This window comes from Dorea formicigenerans (assembly GCF_025150245.1).
Lineage (GTDB): Bacteria > Bacillota > Clostridia > Lachnospirales > Lachnospiraceae > Dorea > Dorea formicigenerans.
This window is the reverse complement of the sequence record NZ_CP102279.1, coordinates 1,903,422-1,926,690: the sequence shown is the minus strand read 5'-3', so window position 1 is coordinate 1,926,690 and position 23,269 is coordinate 1,903,422. Positions and strand designations below refer to the sequence as shown.

The 23,269-nt window shown below is 40.4% G+C and carries 20 protein-coding genes; 16 read left to right on the top strand and 4 right to left on the bottom strand.

Translation table 11 applies throughout. The features are described from left to right. Positions 1 to 10: 10 nt before the first annotated feature. Both NQ560_RS09390 and typA read right to left on the bottom strand, forming a co-directional pair. Positions 11 to 622, bottom strand: a complete 612-nt coding sequence (locus tag NQ560_RS09390; protein ID WP_005331349.1) for a hypothetical protein — start codon at positions 620 to 622, stop codon at positions 11 to 13. Between the two features lie 198 nt (positions 623 to 820). Next, positions 821 to 2,647, bottom strand: coding sequence for a translational GTPase TypA (gene typA, locus NQ560_RS09385; RefSeq protein ID WP_005331348.1), 1,827 nt, complete (start codon positions 2,645 to 2,647; stop codon positions 821 to 823). Positions 2,648 to 2,835: 188 nt separating this feature from the next. Between typA and NQ560_RS09380 the strand changes: the two genes are divergently transcribed. The 10 genes from NQ560_RS09380 (at position 2,836) to NQ560_RS09335 (ending at position 15,139) form a co-directional block, all read left to right on the top strand. Next, positions 2,836 to 3,465: a single-stranded DNA-binding protein gene (locus tag NQ560_RS09380; RefSeq protein WP_005331347.1), complete on the top strand. Its 630-nt coding sequence runs from the start codon at positions 2,836 to 2,838 to the stop codon at positions 3,463 to 3,465. Between the two features lie 141 nt (positions 3,466 to 3,606). Continuing rightward, positions 3,607 to 4,503 (top strand): 4-hydroxy-tetrahydrodipicolinate synthase, encoded by an 897-nt coding sequence (gene dapA / locus NQ560_RS09375; RefSeq protein WP_005331346.1) that lies wholly within the window; start codon positions 3,607 to 3,609, stop codon positions 4,501 to 4,503. A gap of 100 nt (positions 4,504 to 4,603) precedes the next feature. After that, positions 4,604 to 5,362 (top strand): 4-hydroxy-tetrahydrodipicolinate reductase, encoded by a 759-nt coding sequence (dapB, locus tag NQ560_RS09370; protein WP_005331345.1) that lies wholly within the window; start codon positions 4,604 to 4,606, stop codon positions 5,360 to 5,362. 102 nt (positions 5,363 to 5,464) lie between these two features. Continuing rightward, positions 5,465 to 7,417: a fructose-bisphosphatase class III gene (locus NQ560_RS09365; RefSeq protein WP_005331344.1), complete on the top strand. Its 1,953-nt coding sequence runs from the start codon at positions 5,465 to 5,467 to the stop codon at positions 7,415 to 7,417. A 109-nt stretch (positions 7,418 to 7,526) separates the two neighbouring features. Next, positions 7,527 to 7,853 (top strand): hypothetical protein, encoded by a 327-nt coding sequence (locus tag NQ560_RS09360; protein WP_040015312.1) that lies wholly within the window; start codon positions 7,527 to 7,529, stop codon positions 7,851 to 7,853. A 106-nt stretch (positions 7,854 to 7,959) separates the two neighbouring features. After that, the gene (hisA, locus tag NQ560_RS09355) at positions 7,960 to 8,727 is read left to right on the top strand and encodes a phosphoribosylformimino-5-aminoimidazole carboxamide ribotide isomerase (protein ID WP_040015311.1); all 768 of its coding nucleotides are present in this window, start codon (positions 7,960 to 7,962) and stop codon (positions 8,725 to 8,727) included. Positions 8,728 to 8,901: 174 nt separating this feature from the next. Then, the gene (gene secA, locus NQ560_RS09350; protein ID WP_005331339.1) at positions 8,902 to 11,469 is read left to right on the top strand and encodes a preprotein translocase subunit SecA; all 2,568 of its coding nucleotides are present in this window, start codon (positions 8,902 to 8,904) and stop codon (positions 11,467 to 11,469) included. Positions 11,470 to 11,572: 103 nt separating this feature from the next. Then, positions 11,573 to 12,698, top strand: a protein-coding gene (prfB, locus tag NQ560_RS09345) for a peptide chain release factor 2 (protein ID WP_118359504.1) whose coding sequence is annotated in 2 segments (ribosomal slippage) — positions 11,573 to 11,647 and positions 11,649 to 12,698 — 1,125 coding nt in all. Because the reading frame shifts where the segments join, the coding sequence is not laid out codon by codon here. After that, a complete protein-coding gene (locus NQ560_RS09340) occupies positions 12,695 to 13,915 on the top strand; it encodes a homoserine dehydrogenase (RefSeq protein WP_005331336.1) in 1,221 nt (406 codons plus the stop codon). Before prfB ends, NQ560_RS09340 begins: the two co-directional genes overlap by 4 nt. A 15-nt stretch (positions 13,916 to 13,930) precedes the next feature. After that, the gene (locus NQ560_RS09335) at positions 13,931 to 15,139 is read left to right on the top strand and encodes an aspartate kinase (RefSeq protein WP_005331335.1); all 1,209 of its coding nucleotides are present in this window, start codon (positions 13,931 to 13,933) and stop codon (positions 15,137 to 15,139) included. Positions 15,140 to 15,163: 24 nt separating this feature from the next. On the opposite strand, the gene NQ560_RS09330 is transcribed toward NQ560_RS09335, so the two are convergent. Together NQ560_RS09330 and NQ560_RS09325 are read right to left on the bottom strand one after the other, a co-directional pair. After that, a complete protein-coding gene (locus tag NQ560_RS09330) occupies positions 15,164 to 15,571 on the bottom strand; it encodes a helix-turn-helix domain-containing protein (RefSeq protein ID WP_040015310.1) in 408 nt (135 codons plus the stop codon). A gap of 141 nt (positions 15,572 to 15,712) precedes the next feature. Next, positions 15,713 to 16,156 (bottom strand): CYTH domain-containing protein, encoded by a 444-nt coding sequence (locus tag NQ560_RS09325; protein ID WP_005339758.1) that lies wholly within the window; start codon positions 16,154 to 16,156, stop codon positions 15,713 to 15,715. 106 nt (positions 16,157 to 16,262) lie between these two features. On the opposite strand from NQ560_RS09325, the gene NQ560_RS09320 reads away from it, so the two are divergent. The 6 genes from NQ560_RS09320 (at position 16,263) to yihA (ending at position 23,181) form a co-directional block, all read left to right on the top strand. Further along, a complete protein-coding gene (locus NQ560_RS09320; RefSeq protein ID WP_005331330.1) occupies positions 16,263 to 16,826 on the top strand; it encodes a DJ-1 family glyoxalase III in 564 nt (187 codons plus the stop codon). A gap of 152 nt (positions 16,827 to 16,978) precedes the next feature. Next, the gene (gene tig, locus NQ560_RS09315) at positions 16,979 to 18,265 is read left to right on the top strand and encodes a trigger factor (RefSeq protein WP_005331329.1); all 1,287 of its coding nucleotides are present in this window, start codon (positions 16,979 to 16,981) and stop codon (positions 18,263 to 18,265) included. A gap of 33 nt (positions 18,266 to 18,298) precedes the next feature. Beyond that, positions 18,299 to 18,880, top strand: a complete 582-nt coding sequence (gene clpP / locus NQ560_RS09310; RefSeq protein WP_005331327.1) for an ATP-dependent Clp endopeptidase proteolytic subunit ClpP — start codon at positions 18,299 to 18,301, stop codon at positions 18,878 to 18,880. Positions 18,881 to 18,906: 26 nt separating this feature from the next. Beyond that, positions 18,907 to 20,178 (top strand): ATP-dependent Clp protease ATP-binding subunit ClpX, encoded by a 1,272-nt coding sequence (gene clpX / locus NQ560_RS09305; RefSeq protein ID WP_005331326.1) that lies wholly within the window; start codon positions 18,907 to 18,909, stop codon positions 20,176 to 20,178. A 63-nt stretch (positions 20,179 to 20,241) separates the two neighbouring features. Next, entirely contained in the window at positions 20,242 to 22,587 is a 2,346-nt protein-coding gene (gene lon, locus NQ560_RS09300; protein WP_005331325.1) for an endopeptidase La, read from the top strand. A 3-nt stretch (positions 22,588 to 22,590) separates the two neighbouring features. Beyond that, on the top strand, positions 22,591 to 23,181 hold the full coding sequence (gene yihA, locus NQ560_RS09295) for a ribosome biogenesis GTP-binding protein YihA/YsxC (protein ID WP_005331324.1): 591 nt from the start codon (positions 22,591 to 22,593) through the stop codon (positions 23,179 to 23,181). Positions 23,182 to 23,269: the final 88 nt, after the last annotated feature.

Sequence of the window (23,269 nt, the reverse complement as noted above, 5' to 3'; positions counted from 1 at the left end):
CGTTTTGTTGTTAATGTATAGCACGTATTACTTCAATTCTTGAAATTTTTCCATCAGATTTTTTTGCGATGCGTAGACCGAAGCTTTTGAAGAAAACACAGGCTCCGATCTCGTTATTTATATTTTCTTTTTTTAACTGATCAAGCATCACCTCTTCCAGTGTATCGTTTCCTGAATACGGAAGGTCAATGGAAAGAAGCCTGGCAATATTTTTTGCTTTTGCAGATGCGTGGAAGATGTATTTGTCAGCATCATCAAAATTACAGAATAAGAATTTACGTGTGGCAAATAATACAGCGATTGCGCAGACACCGACAAGACTGCTCCAGATGGAAGAATGATCGATGATGATTTGTCTTGCAATTGCAAATAAGAGAACTTCGAAAACTGTCTGTGGGGAGTGAGAGTACATCATTTTAATAAGCTCGACACCGATGATCAGATTGAAGCAAGTTTCCAGAAGATCTTCGTAGTTAGGCCAGACATTTAAATCTGGAATTTTGTAAATCGCACCGGCTACACGCAGACACAATAAGATAATACCGGCGGTCAATATAAATGAAATAACAAATTCCAAAATATCAGACAGCCGTTTTAAAAATACAGATATAGATTCTTTCATATGTTTTTTGTCTCCTTGGGAATTAGTAATAAGTAAGTAGTAAAAATCTACAATATAGAGTATAAAGTATCGGAGTAGTCTTGCCAATATAGAATTTGGAAAGGATGTAGAAAATATGAAGAACACGGTCAAAAGATTCAAAAAACTGTCCGCAACAAAAATGTATACGGACAGCTTCAAGTCTTGAATAGTATTTTATTATTTCAGGTTGCTTCTTTTTCTCATCTTAGGATCCAGAATTTTCTTGCGGATTCTCAAATTGTCTGGTGTAACTTCCAGAAGCTCGTCAGTGTCGATAAAATCGATTGCCTGCTCCAGACTTAATACTCGCGGAGGTGTCAGGCGGAGAGCCTCATCTGCACTGGAAGAACGAGTGTTTGTAAGATGTTTTGTCTTGCAGACATTAATCTCGATATCATCTGTCTTTGCATTCTGTCCGATGACCATACCGGAGTAAACTTTTTCACCTGCTCCAATGAATAACTGTCCACGCTCCTGGGCAATATAAAGTCCGTAAGTTACAGATTCTCCAGTCTCAAATGCGATCAGAGATCCCTGTTTTCGATACTGAATATCACCTTTGTATGGTGCGTAGCCGTCAAATGCTGTGTTCATGATTCCATTTCCCTTTGTATCAGTCATGAAATCTCCACGGTATCCAATGAGTCCACGGGAAGGAATACGGAACTCAAGACGGGTATATCCGCCATTTCCGGCACCCATCGTCTGAAGTTCGCCTTTTCTCTGGCTCAGTTTCTCGATGACAACACCAGTAAATTCGTCTGGTACATCGATGTATGCAATCTCCATAGGCTCTAAGAGCTTACCATTTTCATCTTTCTTATAAAGAACTTCTGCCTTGCTGACAGCAAATTCGTATCCTTCACGTCTCATATTCTCAATAAGAACAGAAAGGTGAAGTTCGCCACGACCAGAAACTTTGAAAGAATCCATGTTCTCTGTATCTTCGACACGAAGGCTGACATCTGTATTCAGCTCACGCATCAGACGGTCACGCAGGTGACGGGAAGTCACAAATTTTCCTTCCTGTCCGGCAAATGGGCTGTCATTTACCATGAAGTCCATGGAAATCGTAGGCTCTGAAATCTTCTGGAACGGAATGGCTACCGGATTTTCAGGAGAGCAGAGTGTATCTCCGATGGAAATGTCGGAAATACCGGAAATTGCTACAATGGAACCGATGGTTGCTTCTTTTACTTCTACTTTTTTCAGACCATCGAATTCGTAGAGCTTACTGATTTTAACTTTCTGCTGTTTGTCCGGATCATGATGGTTGACAACAACCATATCCTGGTTCACTGCAATCGTACCGTTATCTACTTTACCAACACCGATACGTCCTACATACTCATTGTAATCAATTGTACTGATAAGAACCTGAGTCGGAGCTTCCGGGTCGCCTTCCGGTGCAGGAATGTAGTCTAAGATTGTATCAAACAGTGGTTTCATATCTTTCATGTCATCTGTCAGCTCTAAAGCAGCAACACCAGCTTTTGCAGAAGCATATACGAACGGACAGTCAAGCTGCTCATCCGATGCACCAAGATCAATGAGAAGTTCCAGAACTTCATCGATAACAGACTCAGCTCTTGCTTCTGGCCGATCGATTTTGTTGATGCATACAATAACAGGAAGTTTTAATTCCATTGCTTTTCTGAGAACGAACTTTGTCTGTGGCATAGCACCTTCAAATGCATCAACTACGAGGATAACTCCGTTTACCATTTTAAGGACACGTTCTACTTCGCCGCCGAAATCAGCATGTCCAGGTGTGTCAATGATATTAATCTTTACCCCATTATAAGTAACGGCAGTATTTTTAGAAAGAATAGTGATTCCACGTTCTCTTTCAATATCATTGGAATCCATGACACGTTCCTCAACGGCCTGATTTTCACGGAATACGCCGCTTTGCTTTAATAATTCATCTACCAGTGTCGTTTTACCGTGGTCAACATGGGCGATAATTGCGATATTTCTTACATCTTCGCGTTTTGTCTTCATTTTATAACATCCTTTTCTTTGAATCTTCACTTGTAAACACTTCTAATTTAATATATACAACTTTATTAGTCTACCACATTTTTGAAATTTTACAAGAGTTTAAAAAAGTTGTTCTAAATTCTGTACTTTAAGCATAGGTTATTAAAGACCATAGGAAATACGTTTTAGAGGAAGGAGAACTTAAAATTATGTCAGATAAGATTATTGAAAATAACCAGGTGACGATTATGGGAGAGATTGTTTCAGATTTTACTTTCAGCCATGAGGTATTCGGGGAAGGATTTTATATGGTAGAGGTAAAGGTGAAGCGTCTGAGCAACTCGGAAGACCGGATTCCACTGATGATTTCGGAGCGTCTGATTGATGTGACAAGAGATTATACAGGTGAGTATATTATGGTGAATGGTCAGTTCCGGTCTTATAACAGACATGAAGAGCAAAAAAATCGGCTTGTATTATCTGTATTTGTAAGAGAGTTGGAGTTTATTGATGAAGAACTGGATGGAGCGAAGACGAATAGCATTTTCCTGGACGGCTATATCTGTAAACTTCCGGTCTATCGGAAAACTCCACTTGGGAGAGAAATCGCTGACCTTTTGCTGGCGGTGAACAGACCATATGGAAAATCAGATTACATACCATGTATCTGCTGGGGAAGAAATGCAAGATATGCTTCTGCATTTGAAGTAGGAGAGCATGTTCAGATCATAGGCAGAATACAGAGTCGTACTTATATAAAGAAGTTATCGGATACGCTGACGGAAGAGAGAACCGCGTATGAGGTATCTGTAAGTAAACTGGAATGTGTGGAAATATAAAAAATGGGTAGGTCAGAATGTTCGCAACTTGTTTAGAAGTATAGTCTTTCATTGACATCCCTTGATAATGATGCTAAAATTTCAATTAATAATGAATCATGACAGATAATTTAAAGCACATGAAAAGTCAGGAGGAGTACGATGGCTATATTTACTGGAGCTGGAGTGGCAATTGTCACACCATTTAATGATGATGAAGAAAGAAGTATTAATTATGATAAGTTAGATGCACTGCTTGATTACCACTGTAATAATGGAACAGATTGTATTGTAATCTGTGGAACAACTGGCGAGTCTGCAACAATGACAGAAGAAGAACATATGCAGTGCGTAAAGTTTGCAATTGACAGAGTGAAAGGCAGAATTCCAGTTATTGCAGGTACAGGTTCTAATTGTACACGTACAGCAATTGATATGTCTAAGGAGGCAGCAGATTATGGTGCAGACGGATTACTTCTTGTTACACCTTATTATAATAAGGCCACACAGGCAGGACTGATCGCACATTATGAAGCTGTAGCAAAAGAAGCGAAGGCACCAATTATTATGTATAGTGTTGCAAGTAGAACAGGCTGTAATATTGAGCCGGCAACTGTGGCAGAACTTGTAAAGAATGTTGACAATATTGTAGGTGTAAAAGAGGCATCTGGAAATATTTCCCAGGTTGCAAAGATCATGTCTCTGACAGATGGTAACATTGATCTGTACTCGGGAAATGATGATCAAATCGTACCATTACTTTCTCTGGGAGCAAAGGGAGTGATTTCGGTTCTTTCTAATGTAGCTCCAAAGGAGACGCATGATATCTGTGCGAAGTTTTTTGAGGGAGATGTGAAAGGAAGTCTGGATCTTCAGTTAAAAGCAATTCCGCTTATTGAGAAGCTTTTCTGTGAAGTAAATCCGATTCCTGTTAAGAAAGCAATGGAACTTATGGGAAAAGACTGCGGACCGCTTCGCATGCCATTAACTGAACTTTCACCAGAACACACAAAAGCACTTGCACAGGCCATGAAGGGTTTTGGAATTGAGCTGGCATAGAGATTTTTAAGAATGGCAGTAGGAATGATAATTACAGATAAAAGGATATCCCGGGTGATATCCTTTTCTGTCATGTAAAAAGACAAGGAGGAAAAATATTATGGTACGTGCGATTATGCATGGCTGCAATGGCAAGATGGGACGTGCGATCACTACACTTGCAAAAGAAGATGCAGAGGTAGAGATTGTGGCAGGAGTGGATGCATATACGGAAGTTGCAAATGAATATCCAGTGTTCGATAGTATCGAAAAGTGTGATGTAGAAGCAGATGTTGTGATTGACTTTTCAAATGCAAAGGCAGTAGACGGACTTTTGGATTATTGCGTAGAAAAACAGATTCCTGTTGTTCTTTGCACAACAGGACTTTCAGAGGAACAGCTTCAGGAGGTAGAAGAAGCATCCAAGAAGGTAGCAGTTCTTCGTTCTGCTAATATGTCACTTGGAATCAATCTTTTGATGCAGCTTTTGAAAGAGGCGACAAAAGTATTGTCTCCGGCAGGTTATGATATTGAAATTGTTGAGAAGCATCACAACCAGAAATTGGATGCCCCAAGTGGAACTGCAATCGCTCTTGCAGATTCTATCAATGAGGCGGCAGATGGACAGTACGAGTATGTCTATGACAGAAGTCAGGTCAGAAAGAAACGTGATAAAAAAGAACTTGGAATATCAGCCGTGCGCGGAGGTACAATTGTTGGGGAACACGAAGTACTCTTTGCAGGAATAGATGAAGTGATTGAGTTCAAACATACAGCATACTCCAGAACTGTATTTGGAAAAGGTGCTGTAGAGGCTGCAAAATTCCTCGCCGGAAAAGAGGCAGGAAAATACGATATGTCAGACGTAATATTAAAATAATATTACGAGGAATCTTGGGGCAGATTGCAGGAATGCAAAGCACAAAGCAATCCGTAAATATTATAGTTGGAAAAAACAACCATATTATATAAAGGAGAGGTTATGAAAGATTTAGAAGCACGTTATTTGGAGAGACTTTCTCAACTGTATCCGACCATTGCTAAGGCATCAACAGAGATTATTAACTTACAGGCAATTTTAAATTTGCCAAAAGGGACGGAACATTTTCTTACGGATATCCATGGGGAATATGAAGCATTTTCCCATGTTCTTAAGAATGGATCGGGAGCAGTTCGTAGAAAAATTGACGAAGTCTTCGGAAATACTATGAGTAGTAAGGATAAGAAGACCCTTGCTACTCTTATTTATTATCCAAGAGAGAAGATGGAGCTCATTAAGAAAAAAGAAGAAAATATGGAGGACTGGTATAAGATTACGTTGTATCGTCTGATTGAAATCTGCAAGCGGACTTCAAGTAAGTATTCCAGATCTAAAGTCAGAAAAGCTCTGCCTCCGGAATTTGCTTATGTCATTGAGGAATTGATTACAGAGAAAGCAGATGTTATGGATAAGGAGTCCTATTATAATTCTATTGTAGATACGATCATCCGGATCAAACGTTCCGAAGAGTTTATTGTGGCTTTGAGTGAATTGATCCAGAGACTTACTGTAGATCATTTGCATATTGTAGGAGATATTTATGATCGTGGGCCGGGACCACATATTATTATGGACAAGCTGATGGGTTATCATTCTATGGATATCCAATGGGGAAATCATGACGTGCTCTGGATGGGGGCGGCAGCAGGACAACAGGGCTGTGTTGCAAATGTTGTCCGCATCTGTGCAAGATATGCAAATCTGGAGATTTTGGAGGATGGCTATGGAATTAACCTCCTGCCGCTTGCTACATTTGCACTGAACACATATCGGGATGATCCATGCAGCTGCTTTGAACTGAAGGATGATCCGGACTATGATCCCAGCGAAACAATGCTGAACATGAAGATGCATAAGGCGATTTCTATTATCCAGTTTAAAATAGAAGGGCAGATTATCAAAAAAAATCCTGGATTTAAGCTGGAACACCGAAATCTTTTGCATCTGATTGATTATGAAAATGGTTTGATCGAGTTGGATGGAAAAACATATGAACTTCTGGATAAAAATTTCCCGACGATCGATCCAAAACGGCCATATGCATTGACAGAAGCCGAAGAAGAGGTGCTGGATCGTCTGACACAGGCATTTGTCAACTGCGAAAAATTACAGAGCCATATGCATTTCCTTTTAAGTAAAGGTGGATTATACAAAGTATACAATAACAACTTGTTGTATCACGGTTGTATTCCGCTGAATGAAGATGGAAGTTTTAAGTCAGTAAAAATATACGGGCGTTCTTACAAAGGAAAGGCACTTTATGAGGTGCTGGAAAGCTATGTGAGAAAGGGATTTTATGCCATTGACGAGAAAGAACGAAAGCGTGGGAAGGATATGATGTGGTATATCTGGCTCAGTGAGAATTCACCGCTGTTCGGTAAGGACAAGATGGCAACGTTTGAGCGATATTTCCTGGCAGAAAAAGAGACACACAAGGAGAAAAAGAATCCTTATTATGATTTTTTGGAAAATGATAAGGTGGTCGACCGTATTTTGAAAGAATTCGGACTAGAGCATTCCTTTAGTCATATCATCAATGGTCATATGCCGGTAAAATCCAAAAACGGAGAAAATCCGATGAAATGTGGAGGCAAAGTATTTGTTATCGATGGAGGATTTTCAAGAGCATATCAGAAACAGACCGGAATTGCAGGTTATACGCTGATCTATAATTCTTATGGTATGATTTTAAGTGCCCATGAGCCGTTTGAATCGAAAGAATCAGCAATTGAAAATGAAACAGATATTCATTCTGATACCATTGTGACAGAAATTGTATCAAAGCGCCAGTCTGTTTTAGACACGGATGTGGGAAAAGAACTGGTAGAACAGATCCATGATCTGGAATTTCTCCTGGAGGCATACAGAAGCGGCCGCATTGCAGAACGACTGTAAAATAATGTCAATCTCTAAAAAGGTATAGAAAACTGTAAAATGCAGATATTACTATCAGCAAGTGAAGTATTTGCATGTAGCATTCTATACGGAAAAGGAGACGAAAATTATGAAACGGTTAAAAAAGTTATTGTTGATTATGATGTGTGTTGGTATTCTGGTTTCAGTTACTGCCTGTGCAGGAAATTCAAATGATAATGGAGCAGGGCAGAATGATGTGGTGAATGACAATGGCGCGAATGACACACAGACTGGTGATAGTGCCATGGACAAAATCGGTGACGGCCTGGAAGATGGAATTGACGATGTCGGAAAAGGCGTAGGCGAAGTAGTCGATGATCTGGATGGTGATGGACGGTCGGATAACCGGAAAAACACAAACAATAACACAGTGAATGATGCGACGACTGGTAATGACAATGTAAACGACAGATAAGAAAAGAACGTAAGATAAGAAGACAAGGTCACATTTTTTCGGGGATAAATGGATTTGTCCCTGTGAGAGTGTGGCTTTTCTTTTGGATAAGGAAAGGAGTTTTTTCATGCATTTCAGACCTTGTATAGACATACATAATGGAAAAGTCAAACAAATTGTAGGCGGTAGTCTTACTGATCAGGGCAATCAGGCAAAGGAAAATTTCACGGCCTCTGAAAATGCGGATTATTATGCAAAAATGTATCAGAAAGACGGACTTATAGGGGGACATGTGATACTTTTAAATCCGGTATCTTCAGAATATTATAGAGAAACGAAAGCACAGGCAATACTGGCACTTGGCGCATATCCAAAAGGACTTCAGGTGGGCGGTGGAATCCATGCCGAAAATGCAGAAGAGTTTCTGGAGGCGGGGGCAAGCCATGTGATCGTAACATCTTATGTGTTCCGCGACGGGAAGATAAATTGGGAAAATATGGAAAAACTTAAACATGCAGTGGGGAAAGAAAATGTTGTCATTGATTTGAGCTGCAGGAAAAAAGAAGACGGTTATTATATAGTGACAGACCGCTGGCAGAAGTTTACGGATGTAAAACTGACACAGGAAGTTTTAAGGGAAATTGCCGGATATTGCGATGAATATCTGGTGCATGGTGTGGATGTAGAAGGAAAATCAGCAGGAATTGATGAAGAGCTGGCAAAAATTCTTGGAGAGTTCGATATGATACCAGTGACTTATGCAGGAGGAATCGCAAGTCTTGAGGACATTGAACATTTTAGAAAAAAGACGGGTGGAAAAGTGGATTTTACAATAGGAAGTGCGCTGGATCTTTTTGGAGGACATCTTCCATATGAGCAGATTAAAAAATATTAGTATAGAATTTATGCAGCTTAGTTCGCAACAAGAATGCGAGAGAATTCTTGAATGATGAGAAAATATTTCAAGTGTGAACAGTTTGAAAACACTTTGTAAATTGGTTGAATTGCATTCTTGATAGTGATAGAATGGATACTGAGTAAATTTACGGACAAGGAGTAATGTATAGATATGGGCTTATTGCAAAAAATTTTTGGAACACATAGTGAAAATGAGTTAAAGCGTATCTATCCCATTGTAGATGAGATTGAAGCGTTGGGGCCGCAGATGGAGCAGCTTTCCGACGAGGAGCTTAAGAATAAGACACAGGAATTTAAGAGCCGTCTGAAAGGCACAGAGACACTGGATGATATTCTGCCGGAGGCGTTTGCAGTTGTGCGTGAGGCGGCAGGACGTACACTTGGCATGAAGCATTACAGAGTACAGTTGATCGGAGGAATTATTCTTCATCAGGGACGTATTTCTGAGATGAAGACTGGTGAAGGTAAGACACTGGTTTCTACACTTCCGGCTTATTTGAATGCATTGACCGGTGAGGGGGTGCATATTGTAACAGTCAACGACTATCTGGCAAAGCGTGATGCTGAGTGGATGGGACAGGTTCATGAGTTCCTGGGACTGACTGTCGGAGTTGTATTGAATAGCATGGATAATGATGAGAGACGTGCTGCATACAATTGCGATATTACTTATGTAACGAACAACGAACTCGGATTTGATTATCTGAGAGATAACATGGTTATTTATAAAGAGCAGCTCGTTCAGCGTGGACTGAAATATGCTATCATCGATGAGGTCGATTCCGTATTGATTGATGAGGCGAGAACACCACTGATCATTTCCGGTCAGAGTGATAAATCTACCAAGCTATATGAAGCATGCGATATTCTTGCGCGTCAGTTGGAAAAAGGCGAGGCGAGTGGTGAATTCAGTAAGATGAATGCCATTATGGGCGAGGATATTGAAGAGACTGGTGATTTTATCGTCAATGAAAAAGAGAAGAATATCAACCTGACAGAAGATGGTGTAAAGAAAGTTGAAAAGTTCTTTCATATTGAGAACCTGGCTGATCCGGAAAACCTGGAAATCCAGCATAATATTATCCTTGCGCTGCGTGCACATAATCTGATGTTCCGTGACCAGGATTATGTTGTAAAAGACGATGAAGTACTCATCGTTGACGAGTTTACCGGACGTATTATGCCGGGACGCCGTTATTCAGACGGACTTCATCAGGCAATCGAAGCAAAAGAGCATGTGAAGGTTAAGAGAGAAAGTAAGACATTGGCAACCATTACTTTCCAGAACTTGTTTAACAAATTTGAGAAGAAAGCCGGTATGACAGGTACAGCCCTTACTGAGGAGAAGGAGTTCCGTGAGATTTATGGAATGGATGTAATTGAGATTCCGACTAATCGTCCGGTTGCGAGAAAAGACTTGGAAGATGCCGTATATAAGACAAAGAAAGAAAAATTCAATGCAGTATGTGATGAAATTGAAAAAGCGCATGCAAATCATCAGCCAGTGCTTGTTGGTACAATTACAATTGAGACTTCTGAACTTTTAAGCAGTATGCTCAAACGAAGAGGAATTAAGCATAATGTATTGAATGCTAAGTATCATGAGCTGGAGGCTGAGATCGTGGCGCAGGCAGGTATTCACGATGCGGTCACAATCGCAACGAATATGGCCGGCCGTGGTACAGATATCAAGCTGGATGATGAGTCAAGAGAAGCCGGTGGATTAAAGATCATCGGTACTGAGCGTCACGAATCCAGACGTATTGATAACCAGTTACGTGGCCGTTCCGGCCGTCAGGGGGATCCGGGAGAATCTAGATTCTACATTTCTTTGGAAGATGACCTGATGAGACTGTTCGGTTCTGAGAGACTGATGCAGGTGTTTGAGACGCTTGGAGTAGAAGAAGGCGAGCAGATCGAGCATAAGATGCTTTCCAGTGCGATTGAGAAAGCTCAGCAGAAGATTGAGAGCAATAACTTTGCAATTCGTAAGAATCTGTTAGAGTACGACCAGGTTATGAATGAGCAGAGAGAAATCATCTACGAAGAGAGAAGACGTGTGCTGGATGGCGAGAATATGCGTGATTCCATCTTCCATATGATTAACGATTACATTGAGAATACTGTAGATGCTGAAGTTTCAGTAGATCAGGACTATGAGGACTGGGATCTGATTGAACTGAACCGTGTAATAGGAGCGGTCATTCCGATGGCACCGGTAACACCGGATGATGTCAAAGGTATGGGACAGAAAGAGCTGAAGCATCTGTTAAAAGAGCGCGCAGCAAAAGCGTATGAAGCAAAAGAAGCAGAGTTCCCGGAGCCGGAGCATATCCGTGAGCTGGAACGTGTCGTGCTTTTGAAAGTTATTGATGCAAAATGGATGGATCATATTGACGATATGGATCAGCTCCGTCAGGGAATCGGTCTTCAGGCTTACGGTAACCGTGACCCGAAGGTTGAGTATAAGATGCTTGGATATGATATGTTCGGCGAGATGACTCAGGCAATTACAGAGACAACAGTCAGAACTTTGATGCATGTAAGAATCGAGCAGAAAGCTGAGCGTGAGCAGGTCGCAAAAGTAACTGGAACCAATAAAGATGACACAGCTCTTCGTGAGCCGAAGAAGCGGGAAAACAAGAAGGTCTATCCAAATGACCCTTGCCCATGTGGAAGTGGTAAGAAGTACAAACAGTGCTGTGGAAGAAATAAATAACAGACAAATCTAAAAAGGGATGAATCTCCCGTTGCGAAAAGTGACGGGAGAGATGTCGTTATGCAGTAAGTTAAAAATATAAAAAAGAAAGAGGTGAGGCAGTGTGATTGAATTAGAACAGTATAAGGGAATTATGAACTCCTATGAAGAACCTCTTGCCGAAATGAGGGATTCACTTTGACATTTCCGGCAAAGAGAACAGGGTTGAGGAACTGGAACGTAAGATAGAAGAACCGGGATTCTGGGATGCGCCGGAAGAATCACAAAAAATCATGAAAGAATTAAAAGATCTTCAGGAACATTTGAAAGTGATCCATGCATTATATTCGGAGTATGATGATATCTGTACACTGATTGAGATGGTTGATGAAGAGGAAGACCGCTCGATGGTGAAGGAAATTGAAAAGGATATTGCTCATTTTGAGGAAGATTTTGAAAAACTCAGAATTGAGACATTGTTATCAGGAGAATATGATTCCTGCAATGCGATTATGACATTACATGCCGGAACAGGCGGAACGGAGGCATGTGACTGGGTGAACATGCTGTACCGTATGTATACCAGGTGGTTTCAGACAAAAGGATTTTCGGTTCAGGTACTGGACTATCTGGATGGAGATATTACCGGAATAAAAAATATTACATTTGAAGTAGTTGGAGACAATGCCTATGGCTATCTGAAATCAGAAAAAGGTGTACATCGGCTTGTGAGAATTTCGCCATTTAATTCAGCGGGAAAGAGACAGACTTCTTTTGCTTCCTGCGATGTGGTGCCGGATATTGAAGAAGACATTGATATTGATATTTTAGAGGATGATCTGAAAATTGATACCTATCGTGCAAGCGGGGCTGGCGGACAACATGTCAATAAGACATCTTCTGCAATCCGAATCACGCATTTGCCGACAGGAATTGTAGTTCAATGCCAGAATGAAAGGTCACAGCATCATAATAAAGAAAAAGCTATGCAGATGTTGAAGGCAAAATTAAAGCTGCTGCAGGAGCAGGAACAGGCAGAAAAAGTATCAGATATCCGGGGAGAAGTAAAAGACATCGGATTCGGTAATCAGATAAGGTCCTATGTTATGCAGCCATACACGTTGGTAAAAGACCACAGAACGAATGTGGAAAATGGCAATGTTACGGCGGTTCTTGACGGAGATCTTGATATGTTTATAAACGCCTATTTAAAATATGTATCAGGCGGTGAAAAGGGAGGAACGGTATGATAAATATAGCAGTGATGGGGTATGGTACAGTTGGTTCAGGTGTCGTGGAAGTTATTGATACCAATGGTGAGCGCATTGCCCAGAGAATCGGGGATGCACTGAATGTAAAATATGTGTTGGACATCAGGAATTTTCCAGAAGATCCGATACAGGAAAAAGTAATTCATGATTTTGAGACAATTATCTCTGATGATGAGATCCAGATCGTTGTGGAAGTCATGGGAGGAATCGAACCAGCGTATACCTTTGTGAAAAGAAGCCTTCTTGCCGGAAAATGTGTCGTAACTTCCAATAAGGCACTTGTGGCAAAGCACGGTGCAGAATTGCTTTCTATTGCAAAAGAAAAGAACATAAATTTTCTGTTTGAGGCGAGTGTAGGCGGTGGTATTCCGATTATCCGTCCGCTTAATTCTTCACTGACAGCAGATGAGATTGAAGAAATTACCGGAATCCTCAATGGCACGACGAATTATATGTTGACGAAGATGTTCTATGAAGGAGCAGATTATGCTTCTGTATTAAAGGAAGCACAGGATAACGGATATGCAGAGCGAAATCCGGAGGCAGATGTAGAAGGATACGATGCCTGCAGAAAGATTGCAATTTTGTCATCTCTGATTTCCGGTCAGCAGGTAGATTTTGAAGATATTTACTGTGAAGGAATTACAAAGATTACAGTAGAAGATATGAGATATGCAAAGGCTATGGGAACTACAATCAAGCTTTTGGCTTCCAGCAAGACACATGCCGGAAGACTTGGCGCGATGGTCGCACCTTGCATGCTTTATCCGGATCACCCGCTTTACAATGTAAATGGTGTTTTCAATGCAATTTTCGTTCATGGAAATGTCTTGGGAGATGCGATGTTCTATGGAAGCGGGGCAGGAAAACTTCCAACAGCAAGTGCTGTTGTATCCGATGTTGTGGAAGCGGCTAAGAACCTGAACCGCAATGTGATGACTATGTGGAAAGAAGAGAAACTCCGTCTGGAAGATAAATCTTCCATGAAGAGACGATTCTTTATCCGTATGAAAGGGAACGTGGAGGAGAAGATTGAAGATATCCGTTATTCCTTTGGGGATGTTGAAATCGTGAAGGTTGACGGTCTGGACGGAGAGTTTGGATTTGTGACTCCAATCATGATGGAAGGTGATTATGATACAAGAGCGAAGAGTTATGAAGACCAGATTCTTCATATGATTCGTATTGAAGATTAGGGAAAGGGAGAAACTATGCTGATCGTTAAAAAATTTGGCGGGACTTCTGTTGCCAATAAAGAACGAATATTTAATGTGGCAAGACGCTGCATTGAAGACTATAAAGCAGGGCATGATGTGGTAGTCGTGCTTTCTGCGATGGGAGATACAACAGATGAGCTGATTGAACTTGCAAATTCCATCAACCCAGATGCAAAGAAGCGTGAGTTGGATATGCTTTTGACAACAGGAGAACAAGTGTCAGTATCATTGATGGCTATGGCTATGCAGGCACTGGATGTGCCAGCGGTATCTCTAAATGCATTCCAGGTTGCGATGCATGCAACATCACGTTATGGAAATGCAAGATTTAAACGTGTAGATACTAAGCGTATCAGACATGAACTGGATTCCAGAAAGATTGTGATCGTAACAGGATTCCAGGGTGTGAATAAGTATGACGATATTACAACACTTGGACGAGGTGGTTCAGACACAACTGCAGTTGCGCTTGCTGCGGTACTTCATGCAGACAAATGTGAGATTTATACAGATGTTGATGGAGTCTTTACAGCTGATCCGAGAATTGTAAAGAATGCAAAAAAATTAGATTTTATTACTTATGATGAGATGCTGGAGCTGGCGAGCCTTGGAGCGAAAGTACTTCACAACCGTTCAGTCGAGATGGCAAAAAAATACAATGTAGAGCTGGTAGTCAGATCTAGTCTCAATCAGACAGAAGGAACCGTAGTAGGGGAGGGAACAGGAATGGAAAAACTGTTAGTAACAGGAGTTGCAGCAGATAAAAATACAGCAAGAATCTCTGTAATCGGAGTAGAAGACAAACCAGGGACAGCTTTTAGTGTATTTGATACACTGGCAGCCAATAACATTAATGTAGATATTATTTTACAGTCTGTAGGACGCGAGGGGACAAAAGATATTTCCTTTACTGTTGCTTCGGATGATCTTGAACATGCGTTAGAAGTTCTGGATAAGAATAAAGAAAGACTTACGATTAAGGATATTACATACAACAAAGATGTGGCAAAATTATCTGTTGTAGGAGCAGGAATGATGAGCAATCCGGGAGTTGCATCCAGAATGTTCGAGGCGCTGTACAATTCCAGAGTCAATATCAACATGATTTCAACATCAGAAATTCGGATTACAGTACTCGTAGCTGAGAAAGATATTGACAAAGCTATGAATGCAGTACATGATGAATTTATCATGGAAGAATAACAGATGGGATTTCTTCCCAATCTGTTATTCTTCCTGATTATTTGAATTTGCAAGAAAGCCGGTAATAATCTGTCTCACTTCGTCAGAAGCAGCACGAAAAAGAAGTAAAAGCTTTAGCTCTTCATCGGTGAGATAGATGATATTATCGGATTTTTTGCATTTAATATACGGAATTTCGCCCTCGGAAATTCTATCGGGCTGCATGGAATACAGAGGAATCTTGTAGCCGTTACAGAATAAAAGTTCATCAATGGTAATATGATAAAAGTCAGCAATTGATTTGAGTAATTCCAGATCAGGGGTGCGTGTGCCACGCTCGTAATTGGAATATGTCTGACGAGAAATATTCAGATATCTGCTAAATTCATCCTGCTTAAGATTACTTCGCTCACGCAGAATACGAAGATTCTCGGTCAATTGGATATTGGCCATTGATGTTTCCTCCATTGAATCAAAAATATGTTTACATCATAACAATTTGTTCAATAAATAAAAGAATATGCGCCAAAATGTCGCAAAATAAGAAAAAGCAACAATGTGTTGCTTTTAAATAAAATTAACAATATAATCAGACTATTTTAAACTAAGAGTACTGTTGTGATATTCGCTGGAGAATGTAACATCTGTTCCAAACCATTCTGGTGGTGTGAAAGAGAGTGCCGAAGCTTCATCTGGAAATTCTACTTCAGCCAGAAGCAGTGGAGCCAGATCGTCTTCAAAGACATCTAATTCAATAGTTAGAGAATCATTGAGTGGAATCATATAACGTTTTTTTCTGATGAGACGTCCGTCAATCTTTGTGAGCAGATGCTGATATGAAGCTTCATCAAGTGGCAGATTATATTCTTCTCTTGCCATGAGACCTTTTGATTTATAAGTGAGTTCATGTTTATTATTGTCCTTCCGGATACGAATAACCGGATCCGTGTTCAGATAAGCCTGTTCGATGTGACGACAGGGATAATCCTGATAATCTTCCGGAAGAGTATCAATAAGATATTTGCGTTCTATTTCCATATTATAATACCTCCATGGCATAATCATAATTCAGTTTACACAAAAAGTAAACAGTGTTACTATTAAGAAAATGAGTCAAGAAAAATAAGAAAAGGAGAGATCCGTTATGAAATTTAGTATGAAAAAAGTAACTGTATTATTAGCAGATGGATTTGAAGAGATTGAGGCTCTGACGGTAGTAGATCTGCTTCGAAGAGCAAAAGTGTATGTGGATACAGTATCAATTACAGATGATTATACAGTGCGCGGAGCACATGGAATACCTGTGCAGACAGAGGATCTGATCACAGAGATTGATTTTAAAGAATCCGATATGATCGTGCTTCCGGGTGGAATGCCGGGAACAACGAATCTGAAAGAAGATGAGAATGTCAGAAAGGCAGTTCAAGAAGCATATGACGACGGAAGATATGTGGCAGCAATTTGTGCGGCACCGACAATTCTCGCAGATATGGGACTTTTAAAAGGAAAGAGAGCGACTTGCTATCCAGACATGGAAAGTGAGATTGAAGATGCATATCTGACCGGAGCACCAGTAGCAACTGACGAAAATATCATTACAAGTCAGGGAGTTGGAACTGCAATTGATTTTGCACTGAAACTGATCGAAGTGCTTATCAGCGAGGAAAAAGCAGTAGAAATTGCAGATTCTATTGTATATCAGAGATAATTTATGAAAACCTTATAAAAAAACGCAATATCCGTAAAATCGAACTGGATATTTGGAAATGTTTGTGATATACTTCTTGAGTGAATGCAATGTAATATGCCCTTTTGCGGATTGCCCATGCAAGGGGGATAGAAATAGGAGGAAAAGGGTAAATGAGTTTACAGGTAGAAAAATTAGAAAAAAATATGGCGAAACTCACAATCGAAGTTTCTGCTGATGAATTAGAAAAAGCACTTCAGAACGCATACAAGAAACAGAAAAATAAAATCAGTATGCCAGGATTCCGTAAAGGAAAAGTTCCGCGTCAGATGGTTGAGAAGATGTATGGAGCAGATGTATTCTATGAAGATGCAGCGAATGCTCTGATTCCACAGGCTTACTCAGAGGCTTATGATGAGTGTGATCTTCAGATCGTATCTCAGCCGGAGATTGATATTACACAGATCGAGAAAGGAAAACCGTTCATCTTCACAGCACTTGTTGCTACAAGACCGGAGGTTACTCTTGGAGAGTACAAAGGACTTGAGGTAGATAAAGTATCTACACGCGTAACACAGAAAGAAGTTGACGCTAAGATCCAGGAAGAGGCAGGAAAGAACGCAAGAACAGTTACAGTAGAAGGACGTCCGGTTAAAGACGGAGATGAAGTTGTTCTTGATTTTGAAGGATTTGTTGACGGAGAAGCATTCGAGGGCGGAAAAGGAGAGAACTATTCTCTTACAATTGGTTCCGGAACATTTATTCCAGGATTCGAGGATCAGCTTATCGGAGTAGAGGCAGAGAAAGAAGTAGAAGTTAAAGTTACATTCCCGGAGGAGTATCACGCAGAGAACCTTCAGGGAAAAGATGCTGTATTCAAATGTACAGTACATGAGATCAAAGAGAAAGAGCTTCCAGAGATTGATGATGAATTCGCAGCAGAAGTATCTAAGTTTGATACATTAGATGAGTACAAGGCTGATGTAAAAGCTAAGATTAAAGAAGAAAAAGCTAAAGAAGGAAAAGCAAAAAAAGAAGATCAGGTAATCGCAAAAGCTATCGAGAATGCAACAATGGAGATTCCTGAACTTATGATCAAGACACAGGCGCGCCAGCAGATGGATAATTTTGCTCAGAATCTGATGTCACAGGGACTGACAATGGAGCAGTATGCACAGTTCACAGGAATGACAGCAGACAAGATGATGGAGCAGATGCTTCCATCAGCAGAGAAGAACATTAAGACACGTCTTGTTCTCGAGGCAATTGCAAAAGCTGAGAATATTGAGATTTCTGACGAGAAGATCGATGAGAAGTTAGCTGAGATGGCTAAGTCTTACGATATGGAAGTTGAAAAACTTAAAGAGCTTGTAGGAGAGGCTGAGAAACAGCAGATGAAAGACGATATGGCTGTTCAGGAAGCAATTGATTTCCTTGTTGAGAACGCTGTAGAGAAATAATAAGTCACTGAAATATAATAGGGAGGCATATGTATGAGTTTAGTACCTTATGTCATTGAACAGACAAGCAGAGGAGAGCGTTCCTATGATATCTATTCAAGATTATTAAAGGACAGAATTATATTTTTTGGAGAAGAAGTTACAGATGCATCAGCGAGTGTAGCAATTGCGCAGCTTCTTTTCCTGGAAGCAGAGGATCCGGAAAAGGATATTCATCTGTACATTAACAGTCCGGGCGGATCTGTATCTGCAGGTCTGGCAATTTATGATACTATGCAGTATATCAAATGTGATATTGAGACAATCTGTATCGGTATGGCAGCAAGCATGGGATCATTCCTTCTGGCCGGAGGTACAAAAGGAAAGAGACTTGCCCTTCCAAATTCCGAGATTATGATTCATCAGCCATCTGGAGGAGCTCAGGGTCAGGCAACTGAAATTCAGATTGCAGCAGAGCATATCCTGAAGACTCGTGAGAGATTGAACCGGATTCTTGCAGAGAATACAGGACAGCCGCTGGAGGTCATTAGCAGAGAGACTGACAGAGATAATTTTATGTCCGCTGAGGAAGCCAAAGCATTTGGATTAATCGATGAAGTAATTACAAGACGATAGGGAACAGATATGTTCCCTATTCTTTAATGAGGTGTAGAATATTGGGAAGAAATGATGATCAGATAAGGTGTTCATTTTGTAATAAGTCACAGGCTCAGGTGAAAAAATTGATTGCAGGACCGAATGATACTTATATCTGTGATGAATGTGTGGAAGTATGCTCTGAGATTATAGAAGAAGAGATGGCATATGATGAGAATGATTCCTGGACTCCGTTTTCAGATATCAATCTTTTGAAACCGGAAGAGATCAAGGAATTTCTTGATGATTATGTGATTGGACAGGATGAGGCAAAAAAGGTTCTTTCTGTTGCTGTATATAATCACTACAAGCGTATTATGGCACAGAGAGATCTCGGCGTCGAATTGAATAAGAGTAATATACTGATGCTGGGTCCGACAGGGTGTGGTAAGACACTTCTTGCCCAGTCACTTGCAAAAATTCTGAATGTTCCATTTGCAATAGCTGATGCAACAGCTCTTACTGAGGCAGGATATGTAGGAGAAGATGTGGAAAATATTCTTCTAAAACTGATTCAGGCTGCAGATTATGATATTGAACGTGCAGAGTATGGTATTATCTATCTTGATGAGATCGATAAGATTACAAGAAAATCTGAGAACCCGTCAATTACAAGAGATGTATCTGGAGAAGGTGTTCAGCAGGCACTTCTTAAAATTGTAGAAGGCACGGTTGCAAATGTTCCTCCACAGGGTGGAAGAAAGCATCCACATCAGGAATTGATACAGATAGATACAACGAATATTTTATTTATCTGTGGCGGTGCATTTGAAGGAATTGATAAGATTATTGAGAAACGTATTGATCAGAAATCTATCGGATTTAATGCAGAAATTGCAGAGAAGCATGAAGATGATGTAGATAAATTGTTAGCTCAGGTGCTGCCACAGGATCTTGTGAAATTTGGATTGATTCCGGAACTGGTAGGGCGTGTACCAGTTACAGTATCTCTTGAGATGCTGGATCATGATGCTTTGATCCGTATCTTGACAGAGCCAAAGAATGCAATCGTAAAGCAGTATCAAAAACTTTTGGAACTAGATGGAGTGAAATTAGTATTTGACGATTCTGCATTAAACGAGATTGCAGATATATCATTGAAAAGAAAGACCGGAGCCAGAGGACTTCGGGCAATCATGGAAAATACAATGATGGATATTATGTATCGCGCACCGTCCGATGAGACACTGAAAACGTGCCGGATCACCGGTGACGTGGTGACAGGAAAAGCAAAACCAGAGTGTGAACACACTTCTGTGAATACACAAAGCGCATAATGAAAGAGGCGGGTACGAGTAAAATTGTTCCCGTCTCATTTTTGAATTATAGGAGTAAACAGTATGGAAAATGAGTTGATGAGTCTGCCAATGGTGGCACTTCGTGGACTTGCAGTGCTGCCAGAGCAGGTGACACATTTTGATGTGAGCCGTGAAAAATCTGTGCAGGCAATCACACAGGCCATGAAAAAAGATCAGAAAATATTTCTTGTAATGCAGAAGGAAGTTGAAGTGGAAGAGCCAAAGGAGTCAGATCTTTACAGAATTGGCTGTATTGCAACTGTAAAACAGATTGTAAAGCTTCCGGGAAATATGAAACGTGTTCTAGTATCGGGAGAGCAGCGTGCAGGTCTTTCCTGGATTGAATCTGAAGAACCTTATTTTCAGGCCGCGGTAAAAATATTGCCGGATTTCTGCAAACCGGAAGACAGGGAACTGTTGGAAAATCCAATCAATGAAGAAGGAATGGTACGTGGACTTCGTGAACTGTTCAGGGATTATATGTCAAAAAATCCAAAGCTTGCAAAAGAACTTGCTATGATGATCGAAGAGATAAAATCGCTGCGCGTCATGGTCGATACAATTGCTGCCAATCTTCCAATGGATTATGAAGATACCCAAAAAGTTCTGGAAGAGCAGGATATTCTTCAGAGGTATGAAGACATTTCTCTTCGTGTGGTCAATGAGATGCGCGTACTCAGTGTGAAAGAGGAACTTCAGAAAAAGGTAAAAGAGCGTGTAGATAAGAATCAGAGAGAATATATCTTAAGAGAAGAGATGAAACTGATTCGTGAGGAACTAGGGGAAGATACACTTCAGACAGATGCGGAGGAATTCGAACAGGCAGTGAAAGATTTAGATGCATCTTGTGAAGTGAAAGAAAAATTAGCAAAAGAAATTAAAAGATTTAAAAATCAGATGGCAAGTCCGGCAGAGTCTGGTGTTGTAAGAACTTATATTGAAACGATGCTTGAGATGCCGTGGAATAAGAGATGTGAGGAGAATCTTGATATCAAAGCTGCGAAAGAAAAGCTTGATGAAGAACATTATGGTCTGGAAAAGGTAAAAGATCGTATACTGGAATTTCTGGCAGTTCGAATCCTCACAAGTAAAGGACAGACTCCGATTCTTTGCCTTGCAGGCCCCCCGGGAACCGGTAAGACCTCTATTGCAAGATCACTTGCAGAAGCGCTTGGAAGACCTTATGTCCGCATTTCTCTTGGTGGTGTGCGTGATGAGGCTGAGATCCGGGGACATCGCAAGACTTACGTAGGCGCAATGCCTGGAAGAATTGCGACAGCACTTCGAAATGCAAAAGTAAAGAATCCACTGATGCTTTTAGACGAAATTGATAAAGTTAGTAATGACTATAAAGGAGATACATTTTCTGCACTTCTGGAAGTACTGGACAGTGAACAGAATGACAAGTTCCGTGATCATTATCTGGAAGTTCCAATCGATTTGTCGGAAGTACTGTTTGTTACGACAGCTAATACATTACAAACAATTCCAAGGCCACTTCTTGACCGTATGGAAGTAATCGAGATCAACAGTTATACAGAAAATGAGAAAATTCATATTGCCCAGAGACATCTGATTCCAAAGCAGTTAAAAAGTCATGGACTTTCAGAGGAACAACTTTCAATCAGTAAGAAAGCACTTCAAAAAATTGCGACCGTGTATACAAGGGAAGCGGGAGTTCGTCAATTGGAAAGGAAAATTGGAGGCATCTGCAGAAAGTCAGCCAGAGAGATTTTGGAAGATAATAAGAAATGTATCAAAATTACAGAACGTAATCTGGAACACTATCTAGGCAAAGAGATTTACCAGTTCCAGAAGGTAAATGAGCAGGATGAAGTCGGAATTGTCCGAGGACTTGCATGGACCAGTGTCGGAGGGGATACACTTCAGATTGAGGTTAATGTGATGCCGGGAGAGGGCGAGATTCTTCTGACCGGTCAGCTTGGTGATGTAATGAAAGAATCTGCAAGAGCCGGGATCAGTTATATACGTTCTGTCAGCAAAGAACATGGAATCGATGAGAAATTCTTCAAAGAACATGATATACATATCCATATTCCGGAAGGAGCAGTACCAAAAGATGGACCATCTGCGGGTATTACAATGGCAACGGCGATATTTTCAGCTGCGACAGGAAGAAAGGTACGTGCAGATGTGGCTATGACCGGTGAGATTACACTAAGAGGAAGGGTGCTTCCAATCGGTGGATTAAAAGAAAAACTTTTGGCTGCAAAAAATGCCGGGATCCGGATGGTTCTGATTCCAAAAGAAAATGAGAGGGATATTGAAGAAATGTCTTCAGAGATTACAAAGGGTCTTAAGATAGTCAGTGTATCTCATATGGATGAAGTGCTTGATTATGCATTTTTGAAAGAGCAGGAGGGATAGAAGATGGTCATTAAAAATGTAAATCTTGAAACAGTATGTGGAATTACAAGTGTTTTGCCAAAGAATACAAAACCGGAGATCGCATTTGCGGGAAAATCAAATGTAGGAAAATCATCGCTGATCAATGCGTTGATGAACCGGAAATCTTATGCAAGAATTTCAGCGACTCCGGGTAAGACACAGACGATTAATTATTATAGTATTAATGATGAAATGTATCTTGTTGACCTTCCGGGTTACGGATATGCAAAAGTGTCTGAACAGGAAAAAATTAAATGGGGACAGTTGATTGAACGTTATCTTCATAGTTCCGCACAATTGAAAGCAGTATTCCTGTTGATTGATATCAGGCATGCACCATCTGAAAATGACAGAATAATGTATCAGTGGATTGTTGAACAGGGATTTCATCCAATCATTATAGCAACGAAACTTGACAAGATTAAAAGAAGTCAGGTACAGAAGCAGATGAAAGTGTTAAGAGAAGGACTGAAACTGATTCCAGGGACAACGATTATTCCATTTTCTTCTCAGACAAAGCAAGGAAGAGATGAAATCTGGGATATGGTAGAAAATCAATTTCTCAATCAATAATCACTAGGATATTCCTTTTTACAGATGCTTATGATATAATATACAGAGATGTTGTCTGTCTGTAAGTAAAGTGCCAGATGACAGAAAT